Raw genomic sequence first — 26,948 nt, 5'->3', positions numbered from 1 at the left:
CCAGTCCATGCTCAGTAAAAGCCTGCGATTATAGCCGCAAAGCGTGGTCCGCTCATCTTAGAATTTCGCCACGCGCGTGCAAGGCTATGCATAACTGAGGTTATTCGTCCTCGCAATATTGGGAGCGCTTCTGGGTCGGTGGTATGATGCAACGCTAATTCGGCCCTGAGGATTGGCGCGGTGTCTTCATTTTGAAACCGAGCGTCTATCAAGGGAGGCTGTTGGTAAGGAGTTTAAATGGGCGCCGAAAGTCATTACGCGGTTGAGCTTAAGAACGTCAGTTTTAAGCGCGGCGATCGAGATATTTTCAAAAATATCGATCTGTGCATCCCGCGCGGCAAGGTTGTCGGCATCATGGGGCCTTCCGGCAGCGGTAAGACGACGCTGCTGAGGCTGATTGCCGCTGAGCTGAAACCATCTACCGGGCAAGTGTGGGTCAACGGAGTGGATCTGCCGACGCTGTCGCGCAGTGAATTGTTCGACATGCGTAAGCAGATGGGCGTGTTGTTTCAGAGCGGCGCCTTGTTTACCGACCTCGATGTGTTCGAGAACGTCGCCTTTCCCTTGCGCGTGCATACCCGGCTCCCGGAAGAAATGATTCGCGATATTGTGCTGATGAAGCTGCAGGCCGTTGGCCTGCGCGGTGCAATTGAATTGATGCCTGATGAGTTGTCCGGGGGGATGAAGCGCCGCGTTGCATTGGCGCGGGCCATCGCTCTTGATCCGCAGATTTTGATTTACGACGAGCCTTTTGTGGGGCAAGACCCCATCGCAATGGGGGTTTTGGTGCGTTTGATTCGTCTGCTCAATGATGCGCTGGGGATTACCAGTATCGTGGTCTCACATGACCTGGCTGAAACGGCAAGTATTGCTGACTACATCTATGTAGTGGGCGATACGCAGGTGTTGGGACAAGGCACGCCTGCTGAGTTGATGAAGTCTGACAGCCCGCGCATTCAGCAATTCATGCGGGGCGCGGCCGATGGTCCTGTGCCGTTTCACTTTCCGGCGGATAGTTACCGCGATGATCTTCTGGGGGCGCGCTGATGCGCAAAAGAACACCCATTCAACGGGTCGCCCTGCTGGGACGTGCCGGTATTGATGTGGTCGCCACATTGGGGCGCTCATCGATTTTCCTGGTGCGTGCGCTATTGGGTCGTGGCACATCAGGCAACGCTTTCCATTTATTGGTTAAACAGCTGCATTCGGTCGGGGTTATGTCCCTGGCAATCATTGTGGTGTCGGGTCTTTTCATTGGCATGGTTTTGTCGCTGCAAGGCTTTAATATCCTCTCCAGCTATGGCTCGGAGCAGGCCGTTGGGCAAATGGTGGCGTTGACCCTGTTGCGTGAACTGGGGCCGGTGGTTGCTGCGCTGCTGTTTGCAGGGCGAGCGGGTTCTGCGCTGACGGCAGAGATCGGTAACATGAAGTCCACAGAGCAACTGTCCAGCTTGGCAATGATCGGTGTTGACCCACTCAAGCATATTGTCGCCCCGCGATTGTGGGCTGGCTTTATTTCGATGCCCTTGCTGGCGATGATTTTCAGCGTGGTCGGTATCTGGGGCGGCTCGATGGTCGCAATTGACTGGCTCGGTGTTTATGAAGGCTCGTTCTGGTCGAACATGCAGAACAGCGTGTCCTTTGTCGATGACGTGCTTAACGGCGTGATCAAAAGTGTCGTATTTGGATTTGTTGTGACCTGGATTGCCGTGTTCCAGGGCTATGACTGTGAGCCGACCTCGGAAGGCATCAGTCAGGCGACTACCCGAACAGTGGTCTACGCCTCTTTAGCTGTATTGGGTTTGGACTTTATTCTGACTGCTTTGATGTTTGGAGATTTCTGATGCAAAACCGCACACTGGAAGTTGGTGTCGGCCTGTTCCTGCTGGCCGGAATGCTGGCATTGATGCTATTGGCTCTGCGCGTCAGCGGTCTGGCAATGGGTAACGCTGATGATACTTACAAGGTCTATGCGCACTTTGAGAACATTGCCGGTCTAACCGTGCGTTCCAAGGTAACCATGGCTGGGGTCACAATCGGTAAGGTGGTGGCGATTGATTTGGATCGTGACAGCTACACCGGGCGTGTCACCATGTCTGTCGACAAGAATGTGAACAACTTGCCGGAAGACTCCACCGCCTCAATCCTGACTGCCGGTCTGCTGGGCGAGAAATATATCGGTATCAGCGTTGGCGGTGAAGAAGAGGTGCTGAAAGATGGCGGCACCATTCATGACACCCAGTCATCGCTGGTGCTTGAGGATTTGATTGGCAAGTTTTTACTTAATTCTGTGAACAAAGACGAATCCAAATAACGAGGAACTGATAATGATCAAAGTACTTCGTAACAGCCTTATCCTGTTGCTGACGGCGCTGCCCCTTATCGCCGTTGCCGCGCCGACCGCTAATGAAGTGGTTCAGCAAACGACCACCAAGCTGCTTGATGACCTCAAGGCTAATAAAGAGCAGTACCGCAGCGATCCGAATGCGTTCTACACCGCCCTCGACTCCATTCTCGGGCCGGTGGTGGACGTTGATGGCATCTCCCGTGGCGTCATGACAGTGCGTTATTCGCGCAAAGCGACCCCGGCACAGATGGAGCGCTTTCAGGGCAACTTCAAGCAGAGCCTGATGCAGTTCTATGGCAATGCCCTGCTTGAGTACAACAATCAGGACATTCGCGTACTGCCGGCCACGGGTAAGCAAGATCCTGAGCGCACCACGGTGAACATGGAGATCAAGGACGGCAGTGGCACCATTTATCCGCTGGCCTACACCATGGTCAATAAAGGCGACTCATGGATGATGCGTAATATGGTCATCAATGGTATCAACGTCGGTAAACTGTTCCGCGATCAGTTCTCGCAGTCGATGCAGAAAAACGGCAACGATTTGGACAAGGTCATCGATACTTGGCCAGAAACTGTCGCCAAGGCGCGTCAGGCCAAGGGTGAGTCGTGAGTCAGGCCAGTATTGATGAGTTATCGCCAGGGGTGTTTCAGCTCTCTGGCGTGATCGATTACACCTCTGGGCCGCAGCTACGTAAAGATGGCGGCAAATTGCTCAAGGACTGCAATGTCAGCACCTGCGTAATTGATTGTGCGGCTGTCGACAAGTCCAGCAGCGTCGGACTTTCGCTGTTGCTGGCCTTTGTTCGCGATGCCCAGAGCAAAGGTAAAAGCATCCTGGTGCGCAATCTGCCCAAGGATATGCAAGAAATCGCCAAGGTGTCCGAACTTCTGGATATTTTGCCGCTTGAACAGGCACCCACTGAGCAGCACTCAGTGGACGTTGTAAGCGAGTAGTCACCATCTATACCGATCGGCGGGTTCTTCAGGATTCGCAGGTTCCGAGCTTTTTTTGTATGATGCGCCACCCGAGAGCTTAGGCTCCGCTGTCGCTAATGAATACGCTGATTGAGGTTGCTCATGCAGGCCCTAGAAGTAAAAAGTCTCCTGGAGGCTAAACTGCCGGATACCCAAGTTGAAGTTGAAGGCGAAGGCTGCAACTTCCAGCTGAATGTGATCGGCGACGAGGTGGCTGCTTTGAGCCCCGTCAAGCGTCAGCAGCAGGTCTACGCCCACCTGAATCCATGGATTGCCGATGGCAGTATTCATGCAGTGACTATGAAATTCTTCAGCCGTGCCGCATGGGCCGCGCGTTCCTAGAGGCAGCGAGACAGTAATGGATAAATTAATTATTACCGGCGGCGTCCGTCTTGACGGCGAGATCCGCATTTCCGGTGCGAAAAACTCTGCATTGCCGATTCTGGCGGCCACCTTGTTGGGTGATGCCCCGGTCACTATCTGCAATTTGCCGCACTTGCACGACATCACCACGATGATCGAGCTGTTCGGTCGCATGGGCATCGAGCCGATTATCGACGAGAAGCTCTCGGTCGAGGTTGATGCACGGGCCATCAAGACCCTGGTTGCGCCATACGAATTGGTTAAAACCATGCGTGCCTCGATTCTGGTGCTCGGGCCGATGGTCGCGCGCTTTGGCGAGGCTGAAGTGGCCCTGCCTGGCGGCTGTGCTATTGGCTCGCGTCCGGTGGATCTGCATATCCGTGGCCTTGAAGCCATGGGTGCAATCATTGACGTCGAGGGCGGCTACATCAAAGCCAAGGCGCCAGAAGGCGGCTTGCGCGGTGCGCGTTTCTTCTTCGATACCGTCAGTGTGACCGGTACTGAAAACATCATGATGGCCGCTACCTTGGCCAAAGGCCGTAGTGTGCTTGAAAATGCTGCACGCGAGCCGGAAGTGGTTGATCTGGCCAACTGCCTGATCGCAATGGGCGCGAAAATTCAAGGCGCCGGGACTGACACCATTACCATTGACGGCGTTGAGCGTCTTGGCGGCGCGCGCTTCAATGTGATGCCTGATCGTATCGAAACAGGCACCTACCTGGTGGCTGCAGCCGCTACAGGTGGGCGAGTCAAGCTCAAGGACACCGATGCTTCAACTTTGGAAGCCGTAATCTCCAAGCTTGAAGAAGCTGGCGCTGAAATTACCAGCGGTCCTGATTGGATCGAGCTGGATATGAAAGGCAAACGGCCGAAGGCTGTGACCTTGCGCACTGCGCCATATCCTGCGTTCCCAACCGACATGCAAGCTCAGTTCATCGCGCTTAATGCGATTGCTGAAGGCAGCGGTGCCGTGATTGAAACCGTCTTCGAAAACCGCTTTATGCACGTTCACGAGATGATTCGCATGGGCGCGCAGATTCTGGTTGAAGGCAATACAGCCGTGGTAACCGGTACCGACAAGCTCAAGGGCGCGCCAGTGATGGCCACCGATCTGCGTGCATCGGCCAGCTTGGTGATCGCGGCATTGGTTGCTGAGGGTGATACCTTGATCGACCGCATTTACCACATTGACCGTGGTTATGAATGCATCGAAGAAAAACTGCAGTTGTTGGGCGCGAAGATTCGCCGCATTCCGGGCTAGTTTTCCAGCGTACCGCCTGCGGGTAACGCAAACCGGGCAATATTGCTGCCTGGTTTGCGATGTTTAGTTTCTAAGGATTTACAACCACCATGCTCACCATCGCGCTGTCGAAAGGCCGCATTCTTGATGACACTCTGCCGCTGCTTGCTGCGGCGGGTATTGTGCCAACCGAGAACCCTGAAAAAAGCCGCAAGCTGATCATTCCGACGACTCAGGATGATGTGCGCTTGTTGATTGTGCGTGCGACCGATGTGCCAACCTACGTTGAGCATGGCGCCGCCGATTTGGGCGTTGCTGGTAAAGACGTATTGATGGAGTACGGTGGCCAGGGCTTGTACGAGCCTCTGGACTTGCGTATTGCCAAGTGCAAGCTGATGACTGCTGGCGCTGTGGGTGCTGTTGAGCCGAAAGGTCGCCTGCGGGTGGCGACTAAGTTCGTCAATGTGGCCAAGCAGTACTACGCAGAGCAGGGCCGCCAGGTTGACGTGATCAAACTCTACGGTTCCATGGAACTGGCGCCTTTGGTGGGATTGGCCGACAAGATTATCGATGTCGTCGACACCGGTAACACCTTGCGTGCCAACGGCCTCGAGGCTCAAGAGCTGATTGCAACTATTAGCTCGCGTCTGGTGGTCAACAAGGCTTCGATGAAGATGCAGCACGCGCGTATCCAGGCGCTGATCGACACCTTGCGTGAAGCGGTCGAGTCGCGACACCCTAATTAATACCTTTACGCAGCCCAGGGCTGCGTCCGCCTATCCGTGTCATAGCCAGAATATTCAGGTGCCCGCGCGGAGCGGCTGGTATTCTACGGGCGCTTGAGCATTTGCTAATTCAAGAGGCCCGTTATGACTGCTCCCATCGCTGTACGCCGACTCAATGCCGCTGACCAAGGTTTTGCCCATGATCTTGATCATTTGCTGAGCTGGGAGAGTGTGTCTGACGACGGGGTAAACCAGCGGGTGCTGGAGATCATCGCCGCGGTGCGCAGTCGGGGCGATGCCGCGCTGGTTGAATACACGCAACGGTTTGACGGGCTGGAAGTCGCCAGCATGGCGGATCTGATCCTGCCCCGTGAGCGTCTGGAGTTGGCACTGACGCGCATTACGCCGGCTCAGCGCCAGGCGCTTGAAGTCGCCGCAGAACGCGTGCGCCGCTATCACGAGAAGCAAAAACAAGACTCATGGCGCTACACCGAGGCCGATGGCACTGTTCTGGGTCAGCAGGTCACGCCTCTGGATCGTGCGGGTTTATACGTGCCGGGCGGCAAAGCGACTTACCCGTCATCGGTATTGATGAATGCGATCCCGGCGAAAGTCGCCGGCGTGGCTGAGGTGGTCATGGTGGTACCGACGCCACGCGGTGAGATCAATGAGATCGTGCTGGCCGCCGCCGCTATTGCCGGGGTTGACCGGGTGTTCACCATCGGCGGGGCCCAGGCTGTTGCCGCGCTGGCCTATGGCACTGAAAGCGTGCCGCCTGTAGACAAGATTGTCGGCCCAGGCAACATCTATGTGGCCACGGCCAAGCGCCATGTGTTCGGTAAGGTCGGCATCGACATGATTGCAGGACCGTCCGAAATCCTGGTGGTGTGCGATGGCCAAACCGATCCAGATTGGATCGCGATGGACCTGTTCTCACAGGCAGAACACGATGAAGACGCTCAGTCGATTCTGGTAAGCCCGGATGCTGACTTCCTCGATAAAGTCGCGGCGTCTATCGCCAAGCTGCTGCCAACCATGGAGCGCGAAGAGATAATCCGCACCTCGCTGGTAGCCCGCGGTGCGTTGATTCAAGTGGCCGATATGGCGCAAGCCATTGAAGTGGCGAATCGCATCGCGCCAGAGCATTTGGAATTGTCGGTGGAAGACCCTGAGCAGTGGTTGCCGCAGATACGCCATGCGGGCGCGATTTTTATGGGTCGCTACACCGCAGAAGCCCTGGGCGATTACTGCGCCGGACCGAATCACGTTTTACCGACCTCTGGTACGGCGCGTTTTTCTTCACCCTTGGGCGTGTATGACTTCCAGAAACGCTCATCAATCATTTATTGCTCAGCCGACGGTGCCTCTGAATTGGGTAAAACCGCTTCGGTGCTGGCTCGCGGTGAGTCGTTGACGGCTCATGCGCGCAGCGCTGAATACCGGATCAAACACTAATTCAGTTAATCTCTGGCGAGGCTCAATGCCTGCGCCAGGCTGTAGGAGAGCAGGGCAGTGAGTAAATTTTGGAGCCCCTTCGTCAAGCAATTGGTGCCTTATGTGCCGGGCGAGCAACCCAAGCTGGCCAAGCTGGTTAAGCTCAATACCAATGAAAACCCCTACGGGCCTTCGCCACTGGCGATTGCCGCCATGCAGGCGGAAGTGAACGATCAATTGCGCCTGTATCCCGATCCGAACAGTGATCGCCTCAAACAAGCGGTTGCCGAGTTCTATGGCGTGCAAACGGCGCAGGTTTTTGTCGGCAATGGCTCCGATGAAGTCCTTGCTCATGCGTTTCATGGCCTGTTTCAGCACGGAAAACCGCTGTTGTTTCCGGACATCAGTTACAGCTTTTACCCGGTCTATTGCGGCCTTTACGCAATTGAGCCCGGGATTATCGAGCTGGATGAACAGTTCCAAATCCAGGTTGAAGACTACGCGCGGCCTAATGGCGGCATCATTTTCCCGAACCCCAATGCGCCAACAGGCTGCCTGTTGCCGCTTGAGGCGATTGAGCGCCTGCTGAACCTCAATACAGAAAGCGTTGTGCTGGTGGATGAAGCCTACATCGATTTTGGGGGGGAATCGGCGATTAGCCTGGTGGATAAATACCCCAATTTGCTGGTCACTCAAACCTTGTCCAAATCACGTTCGCTGGCAGGGCTTCGGGTTGGTTTTGCGGTGGGGCATCCTGATTTGATTGAGGCGCTGGAGCGAATCAAAAACAGCTTTAACTCCTATCCGCTGGACCGTATTGCGATTGCCGGTGCCGCCGCTGCATTTGCTGACACTGTGTACTTCGAACAAAGTTGTCAGGCCGTCATCAACAGCCGCAATGACGTAGTGGCGGGCTTGGAGCAGCTAGGTTTCGAGGTGCTGCCTTCCGCAGCTAACTTCGTCTTTGCGCGCCACGTCCAGCGGGATGCGGCAGAGTTGGCCGGGCTGTTGCGCGAGCAAGGGGTGATTGTGCGTCACTTCAAACAGGCGCGGATCGCTCAGTTCTTGCGCATCAGTATTGGTACGCCCGAGCAGAACCAAGCGCTGTTAGACGCCTTGCACGGCATTTGCTCGATGCGGTGAAAACCTGTGATAGCGGTTTCGCCCACTGAGACCGCTGCCGATCAATAGATTACCTACTGATTGTCCTCGGTTTTAGTGGATGCCGGTGGGCGCACGCCAACCTCTGCGGTGAGGTCCATTGGCTTGCCGTTACGCAGAATCTCAATGCGAATTTTGTCACCCGGTTTGGTCCGCGCCACCTGATTCATCGAGCGGCGGCCATCGCCTGCCGGCTCGCCATCGATATTCATAATCAAATCACCCGGCTGCAGGCCGGCGCGTTGAGCAGGGCCGTCGCGGTAAATACCGGCGACAACAATGCCCGGGCGTCCTTCAAGGCCGAATGACTCTGCCAACTCTGGCGTCAGTGGCTGAACTTCAATGCCCAGCCAGCCGCGTATGACCTGGCCGTGTTCAATAATGGCCTGCATCACCTCAAGGGCAAGCTTTACCGGAATGGCAAAGCCTATGCCTTGCGAACCACCCGACTTGGAGAAGATAGCGGTGTTGATGCCGACGAGATTGCCGTCGGCATCCACCAGTGCGCCGCCTGAGTTACCGGGGTTGATTGCAGCGTCCGTCTGGATGAAGTCTTCGTATGTATTGAGGCCCAGTTGATTGCGGCCAGTGGCACTGATAATGCCCATGGTCACGGTTTGGCCGACCCCGAATGGGTTGCCAATGGCCAAGGTCACGTCGCCAATCTTGATATTATCCGAGCGGCCCAGAGTGATCGCAGGCATGTCATCCAGGTCAATCTTGAGGACTGCCAGGTCGGTTTCTGGGTCACTGCCAATCACCCTGGCCAGGGTTTCACGGCCGTCTTTGAGCGCCACAACGATTTGATCGGCGCCGGCCGTCACATGGTTGTTGGTCAGCAGATAACCTTCCGAACTCATGATTACAGCTGAACCGAGGCTCGACTCCATGCGGCGTTGTCTTGGCAGGTTGTCGCCAAAGAACTTTTTAAACTGCGGGTCTTCAAACAGAGGAAGCGCGGGCTTGTTAACGTATTTGGTGGTGTACAGGTTGGCAACTGCAGGCGACGCCAGGGTCACTGCATTGGCATATGAGGCCGGAGCGCTCGAAGGGTTGCCGCGGTGTTTGGGAGCCTGACGAACTTCTACATCGTGGTCAGGCAGGCCAACCCATTCTGGGTATTGCTGGATAAACAGTAAGGCGACTAACACGCCAACGAGCAAAGGCCAGCCAAAAAAACGCACTGCTTTGAGCATCAAAGAAGTCCTGAGAGTTGCGAGGGGCACCTGAGCCCCTTAAGGTGAGCCATTATAAGGGCCCTAGCGCGAATATTGCATTGGCTTGCATCAATCTATTAAGGAAACAACATGGCAATCGCCCTGACCACTCTTGTCGCAGAGACCCAACGCTATTTGAATGCAGACAGCATCAGTGACTATTGCCCCAATGGCTTGCAAGTTGAAGGGCGGCCCAATGTGCAGCGATTAGTCACAGGGGTAACCGCGAGTCAGGCGCTGATTGATGCCGCGATAGAAGCGCAAGCTGATGTTGTGTTGGTGCATCACGGCTATTTCTGGAAGGGAGAAGATCCGTGCATTACCGGCATGAAGCAGCGCCGGCTTAAGGCGCTGTTGGCCAATGACATCAGCTTGCTTGCCTACCACTTGCCGCTCGATGTGCACCCTGAAGTAGGCAATAACGTTCGGCTCGCTGCACAGTTGGGCATTACCGTCGAGGGGCCACTCAATCCAGATAACGCACGCACAGTCGGTTTGGTTGGGTCTCTGGATGAGCCGCAGAGCGCGAGGGATTTTGCCCGTCATGTGGGTGAGGTGCTTGGCCGCGAGCCGTTGCTGGTGGAAGGCTCTGAGATGATTCGCCGCGTGGGTTGGTGTACCGGTGGTGGGCAGGGCTATATCGATGAAGCCATTGCAGCTGGCGTCGATTTGTACCTGACCGGGGAGGCCTCTGAGCAGACTTTTCACAGTGCGCAGGAAAACGGCATCAGCTTTATTGCCGCCGGTCATCATGCAACCGAGCGCTATGGTGTGCAGGCATTGGGTGATTATCTGGCAAAGCGATTTGCTATCGACCATATCTTCATCGACTGCGCCAATCCAATTTGAATCTGTGCGCAGCGCGATAGCGACATTTTGTGCTGCTTTGGCGGGCGTGGGGCCTAGAAAATACTGAGCATAAAGTTAGATCGTTTTGATCTAGATGGCGTCCTGAATAGAAGCTAGCGCTGTGCTAGAGTGCGCCCATGTCCACGGCCCGCTGGCCCCATTACAAAGCAAATCGTGAGTAGCTATGCTCGACAAAATGACCCACCTGAAAGAGCTCGAGGCGGAAAGTATCCACATCATCCGTGAAGTGGCCGCCGAATTCGACAACCCGGTAATGCTCTATTCCATTGGCAAAGATTCTGCCGTGATGCTGCATTTGGCACGCAAGGCGTTCTTTCCTGGCAAGCTGCCGTTCCCGGTTATGCACGTCGATACTCGCTGGAAGTTCCAAGAGATGTATAGCTTCCGCGACAAGATGAAGGCTGAAATGGGCCTGGATCTGATTGTTCACGTCAATCAGGAAGGTGTGGCCCAGGGCATTAATCCCTTGACCCACGGCAGCGCCAAACACACCGACATCATGAAAACCGAGGGCCTCAAGCAGGCGCTCGACAAGCACGGTTTCGATGCCGCTTTTGGTGGTGCTCGTCGTGATGAAGAGAAATCCCGTGCCAAAGAGCGCGTTTACTCGTTCCGCGACAGCAAACACCGCTGGGACCCAAAGAATCAGCGCCCAGAACTGTGGAATGTCTACAACGGCAAGGTGAAGAAGGGCGAGTCGATTCGCGTTTTCCCGTTGTCGAACTGGACCGAGCTGGATATCTGGCAGTACATCTATCTGGAACAGATCCCGATTGTGCCGCTGTACTTTGCCGCTGAGCGCGAAGTGATCGAGAAGAATGGCACGCTGATCATGATCGATGACGAGCGCATTCTCGAGCACATGTCCGACGAAGAAAAATCACGTATCCAGAAGAAGATGGTGCGTTTCCGTACGCTCGGTGACTACCCGCTGACGGGCGCCGTTGAGTCGCAGGCGACCACGCTGGCAGACATCATTCAAGAAATGCTGCTGACGCGTACCTCTGAGCGCCAGGGTCGTGTAATTGACCATGATGGTGCCGGTTCGATGGAAGAGAAAAAACGTCAGGGGTACTTTTAAGATGTCGCACCAATCTGAATTGATCAGCGAAGATATTCTCGCTTACCTGGCGCAGCACGAACGTAAAGAACTGTTGCGGTTTTTGACCTGCGGCAATGTGGATGATGGCAAGAGCACCCTGATCGGGCGGCTGCTGCATGATTCCAAGATGATCTACGAAGATCACCTGGAAGCCATTACCCGCGACTCGAAGAAAAGCGGCACCACCGGCGAAGAGGTCGACCTTGCCCTGCTGGTTGATGGTCTGCAGGCCGAGCGTGAGCAAGGCATTACCATCGACGTGGCTTACCGTTATTTCTCGACGGCCAAGCGCAAATTCATCATTGCCGACACGCCGGGGCACGAGCAGTACACCCGAAACATGGCCACCGGTGCATCGACCTGTGACCTGGCAATCATCCTGATTGACGCTCGTTACGGCGTGCAAACCCAGACCAAGCGTCACAGCTTTATTACCTCGCTGCTGGGTATCAAGCACATCGTCGTGGCCATCAATAAGATGGACCTGAAAGATTTTGATCAAGGTGTCTTCGAGCAGATCAAAGCTGACTACCTGAAATTCGCCGAAGGTATCGAGCTGAAGCCAACGACCTTGCACTTCGTGCCGATGTCGGCGCTCAAGGGCGATAACGTAGTCAGCAAAAGTGAGCGTTCACCCTGGTATGCCGGCCAGGCGCTGATGGAAATTCTTGAGACCGTTGAGATTTCGGGTGACCGTAATTTCAATGATCTGCGCTTCCCGGTGCAGTACGTAAACCGTCCTAACCTGAACTTCCGTGGGTTTGCCGGTACCTTGGCCAGCGGCATCGTGCACAAGGGCGATGAAGTAATGGTCTTGCCGTCGGGTAAAGGCAGTCGCGTTAAGTCGATCGTGACTTACGAAGGCGAGCTGGAGCAGGCCGGTCCTGGTCAGGCGATTACCCTGACCCTTGAAGACGAAATCGATGTTTCCCGTGGCGATATGCTGGTCCACGCCGACAGCCGTCCGCAGGTGACTGACAGTTTTGATGCGATGCTGGTATGGATGGCTGATGAGCCGATGCTGCCGGGTAAAAAATACGACATCAAGCGCGCTACCAGCTACGTGCCGGGCTCGATTGCCAGTATTACTCACCGGGTTGACGTTAATACCTTGGAAGAGGGCGCTGCGAGCAGTCTGCAGCTTAACGAAATCGGCAAGGTACGCATTGCCCTAGACACCCCGATTGCCTTGGACGGTTATGCGCACAATCGCACCACCGGTTCCTTTATCGTGATTGATCGCCTGACCAATGGCACTGTGGGCGCGGGCATGATTATCGCTGATGCGGTGGGTGCTCAAGCGGGTTCAGGTCATCACGGCAAGTTGGCCCATGTCTCGGTTGAGGAACGTGCTGCACGACTCGGTCAGAAGCCTGCAACGGTTCTGTTCAGCGGCTTGTCGGGTGCAGGTAAAAGCACCTTGGCCTATGCGGTTGAGCGCAAACTGTTCGACATGGGTCGTGGGGTCTACGTGCTGGACGGCCAGAACTTGCGTCAGGACTTGAATAAGGGCCTGCCCCAGGATCGCTCGGGTCGCACAGAGAACTGGCGTCGTGCTGCGCACGTGGCGCGTCAGTTCAACGAAGCGGGTTTGATCACCTTGGCGGCTTTTGTTGCGCCGGATGCAGAAGGGCGTGAACAAGCCCGGACGCTGCTGGGTGCTGAGCGTCTGATCACGGTTTATGTTCAGGCTTCGCCGCAGGCGTGCCGTGAGCGTGACCCACAGGGCTTGTATGCAGCCAATGGCGATAACATCCCGGGCGAGTCATTCCCCTACGATGTGCCGCTCAATGCGGACGTGGTCGTCGACACTCAGACCGTATCGGTTGATGAGGGCGTCAAGCTCGTTCTGGCGGCGCTGCGTGAGCGTGGTGCAATCTAACTGAAGCGCGGCCCCTGTATCTGTTTGCAGGTACAGGGGCATAAAAAAACCGCTAATGCGGTTTTTTTTATGCCTGCCATAGGGTGGTCGACGCTTTTATCGGCCACCATTTTGCAGGGTTGCAAGGGTGACAAGCTTCGCCTTGCCACACGCAGGTTTTGCCTTATTAGCGCTTGCTCTTTAAACCGTAGTTTTCGTCGAGCATCCCTGGGATGTTGGCCATTTTCGGCGCGTAATCCTTGGGCGTTTCATGGTCGCGTGGCGGGGTTAAACGCTCGCGTTTATCACGTTTATCACCTGCCTCATCTGCATGCAGCGCGGCCATCAAGCGTTGGCGAGTTAACTCGTCGAGGGCCAGTTGGCTGGTGCCTTCAGTGAGATGCTCTTGGACGTCCTGATAGCTCTGGGTTAATTTCTTGACCAGATTTGCAGTGGTGTTGAAATGCGTGACGACATCACTCTGGTAGTTGTCAAAACGTTCCTGCAGATCGTCAAGCTGGCGTTGAGTTCGGCCAGGAACTGCATTGGGCGCCAAGCGCGCAATCAGAAATCCTATTGCGATACCTGCAACCAGGGCTATGGCCGGTATCAGCCAGGCTGTTAGCGTCTGTTCCACGAGTCCTTCCTCTCTAAACGGCTTTGCTTTACGTTAGCGGTTGGCGCCTGCGCTGTATAGCGTAATGCGAGCCGATGTGTTTTTTGGCGCAGGCTGACAGCCTAGACGAATCGACCCTGCGATGGGTCACGGAGTTCACTTTTGCTCACCCGTGAAACTGCTGTATTTATTCCTGGCCCAAGCGGTCAGCTTGAAGCCCTTGCGCTTGAAGTCCCCGACGCCCGTGGCGTGGCGCTTATATGCCACCCCAACCCGATACAGGGCGGCACCATGCTAAATAAAGTGGTGTCTACCTTGCAGCGCACTTCACGTGACGCAGGCTTGCACACCTTACGCTTTAACTATCGCGGTGTCGGTAGCAGCGCAGGTACCCATGATATGGGCACTGGCGAAGTCGATGACGCCGAGGCGGTCGCAGCGTATTTGCGTCAACAATACCCGAATTTGCCGCTGACCTTGATGGGTTTTTCCTTTGGTGGTTTTGTTGCCGCCACCCTGGCGGCTCGGTTGGAGGCGCAAACGGTAGATGTGGACAAGTTGTTTATGATCGCTCCGGCGGTGATGCGCCTGGACAAAAGCCCGCTGGCTCAGCGCTGCGCCATGACGGTCATCCAGCCTGAGGCGGATGAAGTGGTCGAGCCGCAGTTGGTTTATGACTGGTCAAGTGCGCTTGAGCGTCCACATGAGTTGTTGACCGTGGCAGAATGTGGGCACTTTTTTCATGGCAAACTGACGGATCTGAAAGATTTGTTATTGCCGCGCCTCTAATTAGTAAGCGAAAGCCCATGACCACTCGTATTCTTACCGGTATCACCACCACAGGCACCCCGCATCTAGGCAACTACGCCGGGGCTATTCGTCCGGCAATTGTGGCAAGCGGCGACGCAAACGTGGACTCGTTTTACTTTCTGGCTGACTACCATGCGCTGATCAAGTGTGATGACCCGCTGCGCATTCAGCGTTCGCGTCTGGAAATCGCGGCAACTTGGTTGGCCTGTGGTCTGGACGTTAACAAGGCAACCTTTTATCGCCAGTCGGATATTCCGGAAATTCCAGAGCTTTGCTGGTTATTGACCTGTGTGGCTGGCAAAGGCCTGCTTAATCGTGCTCACGCCTACAAAGCCTCTGTGGACAGAAATGTTGAGCTCGGCGAAGACCCAGACGCGGGCGTGACCATGGGGTTGTTTAGCTATCCGGTGTTAATGGCGGCGGACATTTTGATGTTCAACGCCCACAAGGTGCCTGTCGGTCGTGATCAGATTCAGCACGTCGAAATGGCACGCGATATCGCCCAGCGGTTCAATCATCTATTTGGTCAGGGCCAGGAACTCTTCACCCTGCCCGAGGCGGTGATTGAGGAAGATGTGGCGACATTGCCCGGCCTGGATGGTCGCAAAATGTCGAAAAGCTACGACAACACCATCCCGTTGTTCAGTGGCGCCAAGCAGATGAAAGAGGCAGTGGCGCGTATCGTCACCGACTCGAAGCTGCCGGGCGAAGCCAAAGATCCGGATAACTCGCACCTGTTCACCCTGTACCAGGCCTTCGCAACGCCAGAGCAGCAAGCGCAGTTCCGTGCTGAGTTAATCGATGGCTTGGGTTGGGGTGAGGCGAAGCAGCGTTTAAATGAGCTGCTTAATGCTCAGCTTGGTGATGCGCGAGAGAAATACCACGCACTGATTGAGCGCCCGGCTGATCTCGAAGATATTCTTCTCGAAGGTGCGGCAAAGGCGCGCAAGATCGCAACGCCGTTTCTGACCCAGCTGCGCGAGGCTGTGGGCCTGCGCTCATTCCGGTCGGCGGCTGCGAGCACCGAATCGTCGAAGAAGAAAGTCGGAAAGACTGCACGCTTCGTCAGCTTCCGCGATGAGGATGGCAGCTTCCGCTTCCGCTTGCTCGATGCCGCTGGCGAACAGCTGCTACTCTCGAAATCATTTTCTGATGGCAAGTCGGCGGGTATGGTTACCAAGCGCCTGCAGTCGGGTGAGCCGCTGGATGTTCGTGAAGACGGCAAGGTCTTTGCTGTTTGGCTAGAGGGTGAATCAGTGGCAAGCAGCCCTGAATTCGCTGATTTAGAGGCGCTTAGAGCTGCAGTTGAGCGCTTGCGCGAGGCCCTGGCGGCCGAGCAAGCGTAACTCAGTACCTACGGTTGATTGATTATCTGCGGGGCAGGGCCTAAAGTACCTGCCCCGTTTTTGTTGCTCAGCTAACGAATATGACTCCGCTAGAACGCTATCAAGCCGATCTCAAACGTCCAGACTTTTTCCATGATGCGGCGCAGGAAGTGGCTGTGCGCCATTTGCAGCGTCTGTACGACGATTTAGTCGCGGACTCACAAAACAGCAAGCCGGGTTTGTTCGGCAAACTATTCGCCAAGAAAACGCAGACGCCAATCAAAGGCTTGTATTTTTGGGGCGGAGTCGGCCGCGGTAAGACGTATCTGGTCGATACCTTTTTCGATGCGTTGCCGTTTGAGCAGAAGGTCCGCACCCACTTCCATCGCTTTATGAAGCGTGTGCACGAAGAAATGCGCGGCCTTAAAGGTGAGAAAAATCCACTGACCATTATTGGCAAGAAGTTTGCCGATGAAGCGCGGGTGATTTGTTTCGATGAATTCTTCGTCTCGGATATTACCGATGCGATGATTCTGGCGACCCTGCTTGAAGAGCTATTCAAAAATGGCGTGAGCCTGGTGGCTACGTCGAATATCGTGCCTGACGGGCTTTACAAGGACGGTTTGCAGCGCGCGCGCTTCTTGCCAGCTATTGCCTTGCTCAAGCAACACACTGACATCGTGAACGTCGACAGTGGTGTGGATTATCGTTTGCGCGCCCTTGAGCAGGCTGAATTGTTTCACTGGCCTTTGGGGGTCGAAGCAGAAGCCAGCCTGCACAAGAGCTTTAAGAGCTTGCTGCCAGACTGCACTCACGCGGTTGAGAACGAGTCGATCAGTATCGAGAACCGGCAGATCACTGCAGTGCGTGTCTGTGAAGACGTGGCTTGGTTCGAGTTCCGTGAGTTGTGTGACGGCCCGCGTAGCCAGAATGACTACATCGAGCTGGGCAAGGTGTTCCACGCGGTACTGCTGGCCAACGTCGAGCAGATGGGCGTTGCCACCGACGACATGGCCCGGCGCTTTATTAACTTGGTCGATGAATTCTACGACCGTAACGTAAAGCTTATTATCTCGGCAGAGGTTGAGCTGAAGGACCTGTACACCGGCGGCCGTCTGACCTTTGAGTTTCAGCGTACCCTTAGTCGTTTGCTGGAAATGCAGTCGCACGAATTTTTGGCGCGAGCGCACAGGCCCTAAACGGCTGTCAGACAAGCAAATCAGGCTGCCAATGAGCAGCCTTTTTTGTGCTTGTAAGCGCCTCAGTTGGCTGCGATGCGTTGCTTGAAGGCAGTCAGTAGTTGTTTGGCGTGGGCAACCTCCAGCGACTCCATAGCGCTTATCGGGGCAATGGCCACAGCTTGCTGCAAGTGGTGCAAGGCTTTGTCGTCCTGGGCGTCGTCATAGACGTAGCTCAGCGCGTTGGCATATTCATAATGTCCAATTGGCAGATCATCTCTGACGGCGAAGGAACGTTGGAAGTAGCGCTCCATTTTCTCGGCACTTACGCCGTATGTCAGGCCGCCTACCATCGAGCCAACCTTGCGAATAACCCCCGCCTGATAGCCGCCGTACAACGCCAGCGCATACGGCTGCTGTGGGTCCTTGCTGAGGATTGCATCCAGTTCGTCAGGGATCTGCGAGCTATAGCCGCGCTTGAGTGTTACCGGGATCGAGAGTTCTTCGCCCAGGCGCGCTTTGGCATAAATTCGGCCGAACTGGGCGATTACGTCGAGCTTGGCCAAATCACCGGCGTTGTCGGTCAGGTCGATGACTTGTTCAAGCAACCGGTGTTTCTCATCCTGATCCGTCTCAAGAAAGGTGGCGTAGATAACTTGCGCGAACATCGCGGGTATCTGGCCGCCAAACCCTAGACTCATGCCCTGCTGCCTGGCTTGGGCAAAGTCACCGCGAAACATGCTGCGCCAGGCATCCTGAAGTTTTGCTGCGTAAGTGCTGGCGGCTTCTTCTGCTGTGCCTTGATTCAGGCTTGCAGTTGCAGAAACGGTTAACAACAGAGGATGCTGGCGGGCCATGTTCAGCACCCATTTCGCATCAGGGAATGGGTAGTCATTACCAAAGCCACGCGTAAGCTGTGGCCAGGCTTCACGCAGTTTGTCGCCGGAGTAGTCGAAGCGGGACTGGTCGTAGGGAAAGGCTTTCCACTCGTTCTGCGCCTGGGCAGATACGCTGAGAAAGCTGAAGGTGGCAAGCAAAGCGACAAGCAGATTGCGCATAACGGCGTCCTATTGTTGTTGTTCGAGGGCTACCCCGATCATAGGACGCTGTTGTTTAACGCCTACCCATCCAAGGGTTTGCGCTGGCGCCGGCCCTTGCGCTTAGATCGGGCCGTTTTTGTGCTGGAACTGGCGGCGGTAAAGGTTGGGAGAGAGTTCAGTGTGTTGACGAAACAAACGGGCAAAAAAGCTGGCATCGTCATAGCCCACTTCGTAACTGATGGTCTTGATGCTTTTGCGGGTGGCGCTTAAAAGTCCCTTGGCTGTTTCGATGCGTAACCGTTGCAAGTAGTGCAGTGGCTTGTCACCGGTGGCACTCTGAAAACGCCGCATAAAATTTCGAATACTCATGCCGTGTTCGCGGGCGACGTCTTCAAAGCGAAACTTGTCGGCGTAGTGCTCTTCAAGCCATTGTTGAATCTGCAGGATCGTCAGGTCGTGGTGGAGTTTCTGGCCGCCAAAACCGATCCGACCCGGTGTATAGCTGCGTTGCACCTCAAACAGGATATCGCGGGCTACGCCTTGGGCAACGCTGGCACCGCAGAATTGCTCGATCAGGTAGATAAACAGGTCACAGGCCGATGTCACGCCGCCTGCGCAGTAGAGGTTGTCTGCATCTGTCAGGTGCTTGTCTTGATTGAGCAGTACCTTGGGGAAGCGCTGGCTGAATTCATCAAAAAAACGCCAGAAGGTGGTGGCTTCTTTACCATCGAGGAGCCCGGCCTGAGCCATCCAGAACACGCCGGTGGCTTCTCCGCAAATAGCGCTGCCCGCCTTATGGCAGTCTTGCAGCCAGGTGAGTACGTTGGGGTGACGCTGGCGCAGGGCATCAAAGTCATCCCAGAAGGCTGGCAGGATGATCACATCCGCCGGTTCAAGGCTGCTGTCGACAGGGATCATGACATCACTAAAGCTGCGTACGGGGAGGCCATCAGGGCTGACCAGGTGGATTTCTATGGTTGGGGTAAGGCCCATGCCTTGCTGCTTGCCATGGCGCAAGCTGGCCATGTGAAAGAAGTCTTTGGCTTGCAGCACGGTTGAGGCGAAAACACCGGTGGTTGCCAGAATGCACACGCGTTTGAGCGGAGTCGGGTGTTGAGTGGTCATGGTCTGTTTATTCTTATTTAGTTCGGCATGCACCTGAGTGCGGTTGGCCGATGTATCTGCGTTTTTCGCTTGAGTGCCCACTGGTAGGGGCAATTTGGTCAAGGTACGGCTTGATCGTCTTATTTTTTGGCGCTTGTGTCCAGTGTGACTGCGCTCGCTACTGCCCTAAAGTCTCATCACGTTTGCTAATTGATGAACCAGGTGACGGCATGATTCCAAGAACAATATTCAGCTCTGACCACGAACTCTTTCGCGACAGCGTGCGCAAGTTTCTTGAACAGGAAGCAGTGCCTTTTCACGCGCAGTGGGAAAAGGACGGCCATATCGACCGGGCGCTTTGGAATAAAGCGGGTGAGGCAGGGATGCTGTGCTCACACATCCCGGAAGAGTACGGCGGTATTGCCGCAGATTTTCTCTATAGCGCTGTGGTGATCGAGGAAGTAGGGCGTCTGGGTCTTACGGGGATTGGGTTTTCATTGCATTCAGACATTGTCGCGCCTTACATCCTGCATTACGGCTCTGAGGCGCTGAAGCAAAAGTACCTGCCGAAGTTGGTCAGTGGTGAAATGGTCACCGCCATTGCCATGACTGAGCCGGGTGCCGGGTCAGACTTGCAGGGGGTGAAAACCACGGCGGTGCTTGATGGCGATGAGTACGTTATCAACGGTTCCAAGACCTTTATCACCAACGGTTTTCTAGCTGATCTAGTGGTTGTGGTTGCCAAGACAGACCCTACGGCTGGCGCTAAAGGCACCAGTCTGTTTCTGGTGGAGGCCAATACCCCGGGGTTCGCCAAGGGCAAGCGTCTGGAAAAAGTCGGGATGAAAGCGCAAGACACCTCCGAGCTGTTCTTTCAGGATGTGCGCGTGCCTAAAGAAAATCTGTTGGGGCAGGCGGGGATGGGCTTCGCCTATCTGATGCAGGAGCTGCCGCAGGAGCGTTTGACCGTCGGCATCGGCGCTTTGGCCTCGGCTGAGGCAGCATTGCAGTGGACCTTGGAATACACCCGCGAACGCAAAGCCTTCGGCAAGGCCATTGCTGATTTTCAGAATACCCGTTTCAAGCTGGCGGAAATGGCCACTGAAATTCAGATCGGCAAGGTGTTTGTTGATCGCTGTCTGGAGTTGCATCTGCAGGGCAAGCTCGATGTGCCCACCGCGGCAATGCTTAAGTATTGGGGCACGGATTTGCAGTGCAAGGTGCTGGATGAGTGTGTGCAGCTGCACGGTGGCTACGGATTTATGTGGGAGTATCCGGTGGCGCGGGCCTGGGCAGATGCTCGGGTGCAGCGGATTTATGCGGGTACCAACGAGATCATGAAAGAAATAATCGCCCGCTCACTTTGAGCGGGGGTTGCAACAAAACGGAGAATCCCGGCAATTGCCGGGATTTTTCTGGGTGGCTTTGCAGTGCGATTGGGCGTTAAGGCGCGGGATTGGGTTGCGACTTGTGAATCGCGTCGATCGCTGCAAGTAGTTCGCTAGATAGCGTGATTTCGCTACTTTTTAAGTTGCTTTCCAGTTGTTTCATAGTGGTTGCGCCGATGATGTTGCTGGTCACGAATGGGCGCGCGGTAACGAATGCCAAGGCCATTTGCGCCGGGTCGAGGGCATGTTCCTGAGCGAGCTCGACATAGCGTGCGCAGGCCGATTCTGTTTCAGGGTTGCTGTAGCGGGCAAAGCGGCTGAACAGGCTGAGGCGAGCACCTGCGGGGCGTGCACCATTGGCATACTTGCCTGAGAGCATGCCGAATGCCAGTGGCGAGTAAGCCAGCAGGCCGCATTGCTCACGAATGGCAACTTCAGCCAAGCCCACTTCAAAGCTGCGGTTTAGCAGGTTGTAGGGGTTTTGGATGGACACACTGCGTGGCAGGCCACGGCGTTCGGCCAGCTCAAGAAACTTCATGGTGCCCCAAGGAGTTTCGTTGGACAGGCCAATGTGGCGGATCTTGCCGGCCTTGACCTGTTCGTCGAGTGCTTCGAGCACCTCTTCCAGTGGGGTGAACTCGCTGGCTTGGTGCTTGTAGTCGAGTTGGCCGAAATAGTTGGTCGGGCGCTCAGGCCAGTGCAGCTGGTAGAGGTCGATCCAGTCGGTCTGTAGGCGCTTAAGGCTGGCGTCGACGGCGGCGCTGATGTGCGTGCGGTTGTGTTTTAGCTTGCCGTCACGGATGTAATCGATGCCATTGCCTGGTCCGGCGATCTTGCTGGCCAGCACCCAGTCGGCGCGATCACCGGTTTTGGCGAAGTATTCACCTATAATTTGTTCGGTCTTGCTGTAGGTTTCGGCACGGGGTGGTACCGGGTACATTTCGGCGGTGTCGATAAAGTTGACGCCACAGGCTTTGGCTCGCTCAATCTGGGCGAAGCCCTCGTCGCGGGTGTTCTGTTCGCCCCACGTCATGGTACCTAGGCAGAGTGCGCTTACTGAAATGTCGGTTTTGCCTAGTTTGCGAAAGTCCATTACGTCGTCCTCTGGAAAAAGAGTTATACAATCAGGTTGCTAATTTTTTCGCAATCTGCATAATTGCGCAGCTCTTTCTGCAGTGGAAGTGATGCGCCGTCTGCCGAAGAAATCTTGCCGTGTAACGGACGCGCTGACCCGAGCCCCCGATAGCGTCTGTCTCCGGCTGCCTTTGACCTTGTCAAAGTACGCACTATTCAGTAAGATCCGCCGTCTTATTTATCAGGGCGGCCCCTGAGGCTATAAAGAATGAAAACTTTTACTGCTAAACCAGAAACAGTTAAGCGCGACTGGTTTGTCGTCGACGCTGCTGGTCAGACCCTGGGTCGTCTGGCTACCGAAATCGCTACCCGTCTGCGTGGCAAGCACAAACCTGAGTACACTCCGCACGTTGATACCGGCGACTACATCGTCGTAATCAATGCAGAGCAGGTACGTGTTACCGGTGCCAAGACTACCGATAAAATGTATTACTCTCACTCCGGTTTCCCGGGTGGCATCAAGTCGATCAACTTCGAAAAGTTGATCGCCAAGGCGCCAGAACGCGTGATCGAGACCGCGGTTAAGGGCATGCTGCCTAAAAACCCACTGGGTCGCGACATGTACCGTAAGCTGAAAGTCTATGCGGGCGCTGCTCACCCTCATACTGCTCAGCAGCCCCAAGAACTGAAGATTTAACGGAATAGTTCATTATGTCGGCGACTCAAAATTACGGCACTGGCCGTCGCAAGACTGCAACCGCACGCGTTTTCCTGCGTCCGGGTAATGGCAGCATCTCTATCAACAACCGCACTCTGGACGTGTTCTTCGGTCGCGAAACTGCCCGCATGGTAGTTCGTCAGCCGCTGGAACTGACCGAGATGACCGAAAAGTTTGATATCTTCGTTACCGTTGTTGGCGGTGGTGTAAGTGGTCAAGCTGGCGCAATCCGCCACGGTATCACGCGTGCATTGATGGATTATGACGAAGCTCTGCGTCCGGCTCTGCGTAAAGCAGGCTTCGTGACACGTGATGCTCGTGAAGTTGAACGTAAGAAGGTTGGTCTGCGTAAAGCGCGTAAGCGTCCGCAGTACTCGAAGCGTTAATTCGTTTCCTGCGTTCAAAAGCGCCCAGTTTCCTTTCGGAGCTGGGCGTTTTTTATGGGTGCTAAACTAGTCTGCGACATCGTGACGCATCTATATCGTGCGCGCGTGCTAAGGTGTTTAGAGCTTTTGACCGGGTAATTACCTTGTCAGAAATGGGGCTTTTCTTTACCATTTGGCGAATTTTTTGCGCGACCAGAATTTTACTTAGTATAGGCCTGAACAACAGGCCACAAAGCTGATGGGAGACGACTGAATGAGCAATGACGGCGTGAATGCAGGCCGGCGTCGCTTCCTGGTAGCAGCCACCTCTGTGGTGGGTGCTGCAGGAGCGGTGGGTGCCGCGGTCCCGTTCGTGGGGTCATGGTTCCCGAGCGCTAAGGCCAAAGCTGCCGGTGCACCAGTGAAGGTGAACGTTGGCAAGGTCGAGGCAGGGCAGCAGATGATTGCTGAATGGCGGGGGCAGCCGGTATTTATCGTGCGCCGTACTGAGGAAATCCTCGGTAACCTGACCAAGATCCATGATCGTATGGCCGACCCAGAGTCAAAAGCCTCTGTGCAACCAACTTATGTTGATCCGGTCACGCGCTCGATCAAGCCAGAGTTGTTGATCCTGGTTGGTATCTGCACGCACTTGGGTTGCTCGCCGACTTTCCGTCCGGAAGTTGCTCCTGCGGATTTGGGGCCTGATTGGGTGGGAGGGTATTTCTGCCCATGCCACGGCTCGCGTTACGACTTGGCGGGGCGCGTATATAAATCGCAGCCTGCTCCGTTGAATCTGCCAGTGCCGCCGTATTCGTATGATTCGGATAACATCGTCACCGTTGGCGTGGATCAGGAGAAAGCTTGATGAGCAAGTTCATGGAATGGGTTGATGCTCGCTTCCCCGCCACAAAAATGTGGGAAGACCACCTCAGCAAGTATTACGCACCGAAGAACTTCAACTTCTTCTACTTCTTTGGCTCGCTGGCCCTGTTGGTTCTGGTTAACCAGATCGTAACCGGTGTTTGGCTGACCATGAGTTACACACCGTCGGCTGAAGAGGCATTTGCTTCGGTCGAATACATCATGCGTGATGTCGATTACGGTTGGATTTTGCGTCTGATGCACTCTACAGGTGCTTCTGCGTTCTTTATCGTGGTCTACATGCATATGTTCCGCGGCCTGTTGTACGGCTCATACCAGAAGCCTCGCGAGCTGGTCTGGGTGTTCGGCATGCTGATTTACCTGGCGCTGATGGCTGAAGCCTTCATGGGTTATCTGCTGCCTTGGGGTCAGATGTCCTACTGGGGTGCCCAGGTAATTATCTCGCTGTTCGGTGCCATCCCGGTTATCGGCGATGACCTGACTCAGTGGATTCGTGGTGACTACCTGATTTCAGGGATTACCCTGAACCGCTTTTTCGCCTTGCATGTGGTGGCCCTGCCGATCGTAATTCTCGGTCTGGTTGTGCTGCATATTCTGGCGTTGCACGAAGTTGGTTCGAACAACCCGGACGGCGTCGATATCAAGAAGCACAAAGATGAAAACGGCATTCCACTAGACGGTATCCCGTTCCATCCTTACTACACCGTGAAAGACATTGTCGGTGTTGTGGTGTTCCTGTTCGTCTTCTGCGCGATTATCTTCTTCTTCCCTGAGATGGGTGGTTACTTCCTCGAAAAGCCTAACTTCGAAGCGGCTAACGCATTCAAGACGCCAGAACACATTGCGCCGGTTTGGTACTTCACACCGTTCTACGCAATTCTTCGTGCCATTCCTGACAAGCTCATGGGTGTAATTGCCATGGGTGCTGCCATCGCAGTGTTGTTCGTGCTGCCTTGGCTGGACCGCAGTCCAGTCAAATCGATGCGCTACAAAGGCTGGCTGAGCAAAATCTGGTTGCTGGTGTTCTGCATCTCATTCGTCATCCTCGGTATTTTGGGTGTGTTGGCGCCAACGCCAACCCGTACGTTGATCTCGCAGATTTGTACCTTCCTGTATTTCGCGTACTTCATCCTGATGCCGTTCTACACCAGGATGGAAAAAACCAAACCGGTTCCGGATAGGGTGACTGGCTGATGAAAAAGCTATTTGCAGCAATGATTGTGGCGTTTCTGCCGGTACTTGCTTTCGCTAATACCGAAGGCGTTCATCTGGACAAGGTTGATATCGACCTGACAGACAAGGCCGCTATGCAAGACGGTGCGCGTACCTTTGCGAACTATTGCATGGGTTGCCACGGTGCCAAGTTCCAGCGTTTTGAACGGGTTGCTGATGATCTCGGTGTTCCCCATGAAGTCATGCTCGAAAACGTCGTGTTCAACGGCGGTAAGATCGGTGACCACATGCAGAGCAGCATGCGTCCAGAAGATGCCAAAGGCTGGTTCGGTGCAGCGCCACCGGACCTGACACTGGTTGCGCGGGTGCGTGGTAATGATTGGTTGTACAGCTACCTGCGTAGCTTCTATGAAGACCCTACGCGTCCAATGGGCGTGAACAACACCGTATTCCATAACGTGGGCATGCCTAACGTTCTGGTTGGGTTGCAGGGTCGTCAGTACATGGGTTGCAAGCAGGTGCAGGTGATTGAAGACGGTAAGAAGCGGTTCGATCCGTTGACTGGCACGCCGATCACTCATCAAGCCTGTGATCAACTGGTCGTTGAACCGAAAACCGGTTCGCTTTCGGAAGAAGAGTTCGACGAGAAGATCAAGAACCTGGTGACCTTCCTCGCTTACTCGGCTAATCCGGTAAAACTGGAAAGTCAGCGTATCGGCACCTATGTTCTGCTGTATCTTGCCTTCTTCTTCGTATTTGCTTACTTATTGAAGCGTGAATACTGGAAGGACGTGCATTAATCTGTGTGTCTCTGTTGTTGACCTGCGCGCCCTACTGGGCGCGCAGGTTTTTCTGCTCCATATAACTTTATAAGCGAGGAGGACCGCCATGGGCGTGACCAATCGGTTGGCCTGTTACTCCGACCCCGCCGACCACTATTCCCACCGCGTACGTATCGTGCTCGCCGAGAAGGGTGTCAGCGCTGAGATCGTCACTGTCGAGCCGGGTCGTTACCCGCCAAAGCTGCTTGAGGTCAATCCTTATGCCAGCTTGCCGACGCTGGTTGATCGTGACTTGGCGTTGTATGAGTCGACAGTGGTAATGGAATACTTGGATGAGCGTTATCCGCACCCGCCACTGTTGCCGGTCTACCCGGTAGCCCGTGCTAACAGTCGTTTGTTGATTCACCGTATCCAGCGTGACTGGTGTGCTCTGGTCGACCTGATTCTTGATCCACGCAGTAAAGAGCCAGCCCGCGTGCAAGCGCGCAAGGAGCTGCGTGAGAGTCTGACGGGTGTATCGCCGCTGTTTGTCGATAAGCCATACTTTCTCAGCGATGAGTTGAGCCTGGTAGATTGTTGCTTGTTGCCAATTCTCTGGCGTTTGCCGGTGCTGGGTATTGAGTTGCCAAAACCCGCTAAACCGCTGCTCGAATACATGGAGCGGCAATTCGCCCGTGAGGCCTTCCAGGCCAGCTTGTCCACGGTTGAACGTGATATGCGTTAATGCGCGAGGAGAGGTCTATGAACTCGAGTCGTCCCTATCTGGTTCGTGCTCTGTATGAGTGGATCGTTGATAACGACTGCACGCCCCACTTGTTGGTCAATGCCGAGTACCCCGGCGTGCAAGTGCCCACAGGCTTTGCCAGTGATGGGCAGATAGTGCTCAATGTATCGCCCAGTGCGGTTCGTCACTTGCATATGGACAATGAAGCGGTGAGTTTCGAGGGACGCTTTGGTGGTGTGGCGCATACGCTGTACGTACCGGGGCCGTCGATTCTTGCTGTTTACGCCCGTGAAAACGGTCAGGGTATGGTTTTTGACTTGGAGGCGCCGAGCGTCGATGAGGAGGAAACGGTAACCGGACCTGATGATCAAGGGCCGCCTGATACTGATCCGCCGCGCCCGAGCGGCAGACCCAGCTTGAAGGTTGTGAAGTAGCCAGACAGCAGAAATAAAAAAAGGCGATCCAAGG

At 55.0% G+C, this 26,948-nt stretch carries 29 protein-coding genes; 24 read left to right on the top strand and 5 right to left on the bottom strand.

Going from position 1 to position 26,948, the window contains the following annotated elements; all coding sequences use genetic code 11:
• The first annotated feature begins 237 nt into the window (after nt 1-237).
• The 10 genes from AACY09_RS05445 (at nt 238) to hisC (ending at nt 8,230) form a co-directional block, all read left to right on the top strand.
• Nucleotides 238-1,047 carry an ATP-binding cassette domain-containing protein gene (locus tag AACY09_RS05445; RefSeq protein ID WP_339486511.1) on the top strand — a complete coding sequence of 270 codons (810 nt, stop codon included), beginning with the start codon at nt 238-240 and terminating at the stop codon, nt 1,045-1,047.
• Entirely contained in the window at nt 1,047-1,844 is a 798-nt protein-coding gene (mlaE, locus tag AACY09_RS05440; protein ID WP_339486510.1) for a lipid asymmetry maintenance ABC transporter permease subunit MlaE, read from the top strand. The genes AACY09_RS05445 and mlaE overlap by 1 nt, the downstream gene beginning before the upstream one ends.
• The gene (mlaD, locus tag AACY09_RS05435; RefSeq protein WP_339486509.1) at nt 1,844-2,314 is read left to right on the top strand and encodes an outer membrane lipid asymmetry maintenance protein MlaD; all 471 of its coding nucleotides are present in this window, start codon (nt 1,844-1,846) and stop codon (nt 2,312-2,314) included. The genes mlaE and mlaD overlap by 1 nt, the downstream gene beginning before the upstream one ends.
• Before the next feature lie 13 nt (nt 2,315-2,327).
• Nucleotides 2,328-2,960, top strand: a complete 633-nt coding sequence (locus AACY09_RS05430; protein ID WP_339486507.1) for an MlaC/ttg2D family ABC transporter substrate-binding protein — start codon at nt 2,328-2,330, stop codon at nt 2,958-2,960.
• Nucleotides 2,957-3,304 (top strand): STAS domain-containing protein, encoded by a 348-nt coding sequence (locus AACY09_RS05425; protein WP_339486505.1) that lies wholly within the window; start codon nt 2,957-2,959, stop codon nt 3,302-3,304. The genes AACY09_RS05430 and AACY09_RS05425 overlap by 4 nt, the downstream gene beginning before the upstream one ends.
• A gap of 123 nt (nt 3,305-3,427) precedes the next feature.
• Entirely contained in the window at nt 3,428-3,667 is a 240-nt protein-coding gene (locus AACY09_RS05420) for a BolA family protein (RefSeq protein WP_087518093.1), read from the top strand.
• 16 nt (nt 3,668-3,683) lie between these two features.
• Entirely contained in the window at nt 3,684-4,949 is a 1,266-nt protein-coding gene (gene murA / locus AACY09_RS05415; RefSeq protein ID WP_339486504.1) for a UDP-N-acetylglucosamine 1-carboxyvinyltransferase, read from the top strand.
• Nucleotides 4,950-5,038: 89 nt separating this feature from the next.
• Nucleotides 5,039-5,674 (top strand): ATP phosphoribosyltransferase, encoded by a 636-nt coding sequence (gene hisG, locus AACY09_RS05410; RefSeq protein ID WP_339486503.1) that lies wholly within the window; start codon nt 5,039-5,041, stop codon nt 5,672-5,674.
• 123 nt (nt 5,675-5,797) lie between these two features.
• A complete protein-coding gene (gene hisD / locus AACY09_RS05405) occupies nt 5,798-7,108 on the top strand; it encodes a histidinol dehydrogenase (protein WP_339486502.1) in 1,311 nt (436 codons plus the stop codon).
• A 57-nt stretch (nt 7,109-7,165) separates the two neighbouring features.
• Entirely contained in the window at nt 7,166-8,230 is a 1,065-nt protein-coding gene (gene hisC, locus AACY09_RS05400) for a histidinol-phosphate transaminase (RefSeq protein WP_339486501.1), read from the top strand.
• Between the two features lie 53 nt (nt 8,231-8,283).
• Here hisC and algW read toward each other — a convergent pair whose 3' ends face one another.
• On the bottom strand, nt 8,284-9,444 hold the full coding sequence (gene algW, locus AACY09_RS05395) for a Do family serine endopeptidase AlgW (protein ID WP_339486500.1): 1,161 nt from the start codon (nt 9,442-9,444) through the stop codon (nt 8,284-8,286).
• A 111-nt stretch (nt 9,445-9,555) separates the two neighbouring features.
• Here algW and AACY09_RS05390 point away from each other — a divergent pair, with 111 nt between their 5' ends.
• From AACY09_RS05390 to cysN, 3 genes are all read left to right on the top strand, one after another.
• The gene (locus AACY09_RS05390) at nt 9,556-10,314 is read left to right on the top strand and encodes a Nif3-like dinuclear metal center hexameric protein (protein WP_339486499.1); all 759 of its coding nucleotides are present in this window, start codon (nt 9,556-9,558) and stop codon (nt 10,312-10,314) included.
• 184 nt (nt 10,315-10,498) lie between these two features.
• Nucleotides 10,499-11,416 carry a sulfate adenylyltransferase subunit CysD gene (cysD, locus tag AACY09_RS05385; RefSeq protein WP_339486498.1) on the top strand — a complete coding sequence of 306 codons (918 nt, stop codon included), beginning with the start codon at nt 10,499-10,501 and terminating at the stop codon, nt 11,414-11,416.
• 1 nt (nt 11,417) lies between these two features.
• Nucleotides 11,418-13,319: a sulfate adenylyltransferase subunit CysN gene (cysN, locus tag AACY09_RS05380; protein ID WP_339486497.1), complete on the top strand. Its 1,902-nt coding sequence runs from the start codon at nt 11,418-11,420 to the stop codon at nt 13,317-13,319.
• A gap of 166 nt (nt 13,320-13,485) precedes the next feature.
• Here the strand turns inward: cysN and AACY09_RS05375 are convergent, their stop codons facing one another.
• A complete protein-coding gene (locus tag AACY09_RS05375; RefSeq protein WP_339486496.1) occupies nt 13,486-13,935 on the bottom strand; it encodes a YhcB family protein in 450 nt (149 codons plus the stop codon).
• A gap of 141 nt (nt 13,936-14,076) precedes the next feature.
• On the opposite strand from AACY09_RS05375, the gene AACY09_RS05370 reads away from it, so the two are divergent.
• From AACY09_RS05370 to zapE, 3 genes are all read left to right on the top strand, one after another.
• Nucleotides 14,077-14,703: an alpha/beta hydrolase gene (locus AACY09_RS05370; RefSeq protein WP_339486495.1), complete on the top strand. Its 627-nt coding sequence runs from the start codon at nt 14,077-14,079 to the stop codon at nt 14,701-14,703.
• A 17-nt stretch (nt 14,704-14,720) separates the two neighbouring features.
• The gene (locus AACY09_RS05365) at nt 14,721-16,070 is read left to right on the top strand and encodes a tryptophan--tRNA ligase (RefSeq protein WP_339486494.1); all 1,350 of its coding nucleotides are present in this window, start codon (nt 14,721-14,723) and stop codon (nt 16,068-16,070) included.
• An 80-nt stretch (nt 16,071-16,150) separates the two neighbouring features.
• Nucleotides 16,151-17,248: a cell division protein ZapE gene (zapE, locus tag AACY09_RS05360; protein WP_339486493.1), complete on the top strand. Its 1,098-nt coding sequence runs from the start codon at nt 16,151-16,153 to the stop codon at nt 17,246-17,248.
• A 62-nt stretch (nt 17,249-17,310) separates the two neighbouring features.
• Here zapE and AACY09_RS05355 read toward each other — a convergent pair whose 3' ends face one another.
• Nucleotides 17,311-18,285, bottom strand: coding sequence for a hypothetical protein (locus tag AACY09_RS05355; protein WP_339486492.1), 975 nt, complete (start codon nt 18,283-18,285; stop codon nt 17,311-17,313).
• Nucleotides 18,286-18,387: 102 nt separating this feature from the next.
• On the bottom strand, nt 18,388-19,293 hold the full coding sequence (locus tag AACY09_RS05350) for a GlxA family transcriptional regulator (protein WP_339487085.1): 906 nt from the start codon (nt 19,291-19,293) through the stop codon (nt 18,388-18,390).
• 308 nt (nt 19,294-19,601) lie between these two features.
• On the opposite strand from AACY09_RS05350, the gene AACY09_RS05345 reads away from it, so the two are divergent.
• Complete coding sequence (locus tag AACY09_RS05345; protein WP_339486491.1) at nt 19,602-20,738, top strand: acyl-CoA dehydrogenase family protein; 1,137 nt, start codon at nt 19,602-19,604, stop codon at nt 20,736-20,738.
• 76 nt (nt 20,739-20,814) lie between these two features.
• Here AACY09_RS05345 and AACY09_RS05340 read toward each other — a convergent pair whose 3' ends face one another.
• Complete coding sequence (locus AACY09_RS05340; protein WP_339486490.1) at nt 20,815-21,852, bottom strand: NADP(H)-dependent aldo-keto reductase; 1,038 nt, start codon at nt 21,850-21,852, stop codon at nt 20,815-20,817.
• Between the two features lie 249 nt (nt 21,853-22,101).
• Here AACY09_RS05340 and rplM point away from each other — a divergent pair, with 249 nt between their 5' ends.
• The 7 genes from rplM to AACY09_RS05305 all read left to right on the top strand — a co-directional run bounded on the left by rplM (nt 22,102) and on the right by AACY09_RS05305 (nt 26,914).
• Entirely contained in the window at nt 22,102-22,530 is a 429-nt protein-coding gene (rplM, locus tag AACY09_RS05335; RefSeq protein ID WP_069897891.1) for a 50S ribosomal protein L13, read from the top strand.
• Between the two features lie 14 nt (nt 22,531-22,544).
• Nucleotides 22,545-22,937 (top strand): 30S ribosomal protein S9, encoded by a 393-nt coding sequence (gene rpsI / locus AACY09_RS05330; protein WP_339486489.1) that lies wholly within the window; start codon nt 22,545-22,547, stop codon nt 22,935-22,937.
• A 253-nt stretch (nt 22,938-23,190) separates the two neighbouring features.
• On the top strand, nt 23,191-23,784 hold the full coding sequence (gene petA, locus AACY09_RS05325; protein WP_339486488.1) for a ubiquinol-cytochrome c reductase iron-sulfur subunit: 594 nt from the start codon (nt 23,191-23,193) through the stop codon (nt 23,782-23,784).
• Nucleotides 23,784-24,995, top strand: a complete 1,212-nt coding sequence (locus AACY09_RS05320; RefSeq protein ID WP_339486487.1) for a cytochrome b — start codon at nt 23,784-23,786, stop codon at nt 24,993-24,995. The genes petA and AACY09_RS05320 overlap by 1 nt, the downstream gene beginning before the upstream one ends.
• Nucleotides 24,995-25,774, top strand: a complete 780-nt coding sequence (locus AACY09_RS05315; RefSeq protein WP_339486486.1) for a cytochrome c1 — start codon at nt 24,995-24,997, stop codon at nt 25,772-25,774. Before AACY09_RS05320 ends, AACY09_RS05315 begins: the two co-directional genes overlap by 1 nt.
• Nucleotides 25,775-25,862: 88 nt before the next feature.
• On the top strand, nt 25,863-26,480 hold the full coding sequence (locus AACY09_RS05310; RefSeq protein WP_339486485.1) for a glutathione S-transferase N-terminal domain-containing protein: 618 nt from the start codon (nt 25,863-25,865) through the stop codon (nt 26,478-26,480).
• A gap of 17 nt (nt 26,481-26,497) precedes the next feature.
• Complete coding sequence (locus AACY09_RS05305; protein WP_339486484.1) at nt 26,498-26,914, top strand: ClpXP protease specificity-enhancing factor; 417 nt, start codon at nt 26,498-26,500, stop codon at nt 26,912-26,914.
• Nucleotides 26,915-26,948 lie beyond the last annotated feature (34 nt).

Source organism: Pseudomonas sp. EL_65y_Pfl2_R95 (genome assembly GCF_963971045.1).
Classification (GTDB): Bacteria; Pseudomonadota; Gammaproteobacteria; order Pseudomonadales; family Pseudomonadaceae; genus Aquipseudomonas.
The sequence above is the reverse complement of the archived record's forward strand: the minus strand, read 5'-3'. Positions and strand labels throughout refer to the sequence as shown.

Excerpts from the sequence above, each read along its gene's own strand:
- AACY09_RS05345 (WP_339486491.1), top strand. The coding sequence starts at position 19,602 with ATGATTCCAAGAACAATATTCAGCTCTGACCACGAACTCTTTCGCGAC.
- AACY09_RS05430 (WP_339486507.1), top strand. The coding sequence starts at position 2,328 with ATGATCAAAGTACTTCGTAACAGCCTTATCCTGTTGCTGACGGCGCTG.
- mlaD (WP_339486509.1), top strand. The coding sequence starts at position 1,844 with ATGCAAAACCGCACACTGGAAGTTGGTGTCGGCCTGTTCCTGCTGGCC.
- hisG (WP_339486503.1), top strand. The coding sequence starts at position 5,039 with ATGCTCACCATCGCGCTGTCGAAAGGCCGCATTCTTGATGACACTCTG.
- rpsI (WP_339486489.1), top strand. The coding sequence starts at position 22,545 with ATGTCGGCGACTCAAAATTACGGCACTGGCCGTCGCAAGACTGCAACC.
- rplM (WP_069897891.1), top strand. The coding sequence starts at position 22,102 with ATGAAAACTTTTACTGCTAAACCAGAAACAGTTAAGCGCGACTGGTTT.
- murA (WP_339486504.1), top strand. The coding sequence starts at position 3,684 with ATGGATAAATTAATTATTACCGGCGGCGTCCGTCTTGACGGCGAGATC.
- AACY09_RS05315 (WP_339486486.1), top strand. The coding sequence starts at position 24,995 with ATGAAAAAGCTATTTGCAGCAATGATTGTGGCGTTTCTGCCGGTACTT.
- AACY09_RS05420 (WP_087518093.1), top strand. The coding sequence starts at position 3,428 with ATGCAGGCCCTAGAAGTAAAAAGTCTCCTGGAGGCTAAACTGCCGGAT.
- algW (WP_339486500.1), bottom strand. The coding sequence starts at position 9,444 with ATGCTCAAAGCAGTGCGTTTTTTTGGCTGGCCTTTGCTCGTTGGCGTG.
- mlaE (WP_339486510.1), top strand. The coding sequence starts at position 1,047 with ATGCGCAAAAGAACACCCATTCAACGGGTCGCCCTGCTGGGACGTGCC.
- zapE (WP_339486493.1), top strand. The coding sequence starts at position 16,151 with ATGACTCCGCTAGAACGCTATCAAGCCGATCTCAAACGTCCAGACTTT.
- cysD (WP_339486498.1), top strand. The coding sequence starts at position 10,499 with ATGCTCGACAAAATGACCCACCTGAAAGAGCTCGAGGCGGAAAGTATC.
- AACY09_RS05350 (WP_339487085.1), bottom strand. The coding sequence starts at position 19,293 with ATGGCCAGCTTGCGCCATGGCAAGCAGCAAGGCATGGGCCTTACCCCA.
- AACY09_RS05340 (WP_339486490.1), bottom strand. The coding sequence starts at position 21,852 with ATGGACTTTCGCAAACTAGGCAAAACCGACATTTCAGTAAGCGCACTC.
- AACY09_RS05355 (WP_339486492.1), bottom strand. The coding sequence starts at position 18,285 with ATGCGCAATCTGCTTGTCGCTTTGCTTGCCACCTTCAGCTTTCTCAGC.
- AACY09_RS05365 (WP_339486494.1), top strand. The coding sequence starts at position 14,721 with ATGACCACTCGTATTCTTACCGGTATCACCACCACAGGCACCCCGCAT.
- AACY09_RS05390 (WP_339486499.1), top strand. The coding sequence starts at position 9,556 with ATGGCAATCGCCCTGACCACTCTTGTCGCAGAGACCCAACGCTATTTG.
- cysN (WP_339486497.1), top strand. The coding sequence starts at position 11,418 with ATGTCGCACCAATCTGAATTGATCAGCGAAGATATTCTCGCTTACCTG.
- hisD (WP_339486502.1), top strand. The coding sequence starts at position 5,798 with ATGACTGCTCCCATCGCTGTACGCCGACTCAATGCCGCTGACCAAGGT.
- AACY09_RS05310 (WP_339486485.1), top strand. The coding sequence starts at position 25,863 with ATGGGCGTGACCAATCGGTTGGCCTGTTACTCCGACCCCGCCGACCAC.
- AACY09_RS05445 (WP_339486511.1), top strand. The coding sequence starts at position 238 with ATGGGCGCCGAAAGTCATTACGCGGTTGAGCTTAAGAACGTCAGTTTT.
- AACY09_RS05305 (WP_339486484.1), top strand. The coding sequence starts at position 26,498 with ATGAACTCGAGTCGTCCCTATCTGGTTCGTGCTCTGTATGAGTGGATC.
- AACY09_RS05320 (WP_339486487.1), top strand. The coding sequence starts at position 23,784 with ATGAGCAAGTTCATGGAATGGGTTGATGCTCGCTTCCCCGCCACAAAA.
- petA (WP_339486488.1), top strand. The coding sequence starts at position 23,191 with ATGAGCAATGACGGCGTGAATGCAGGCCGGCGTCGCTTCCTGGTAGCA.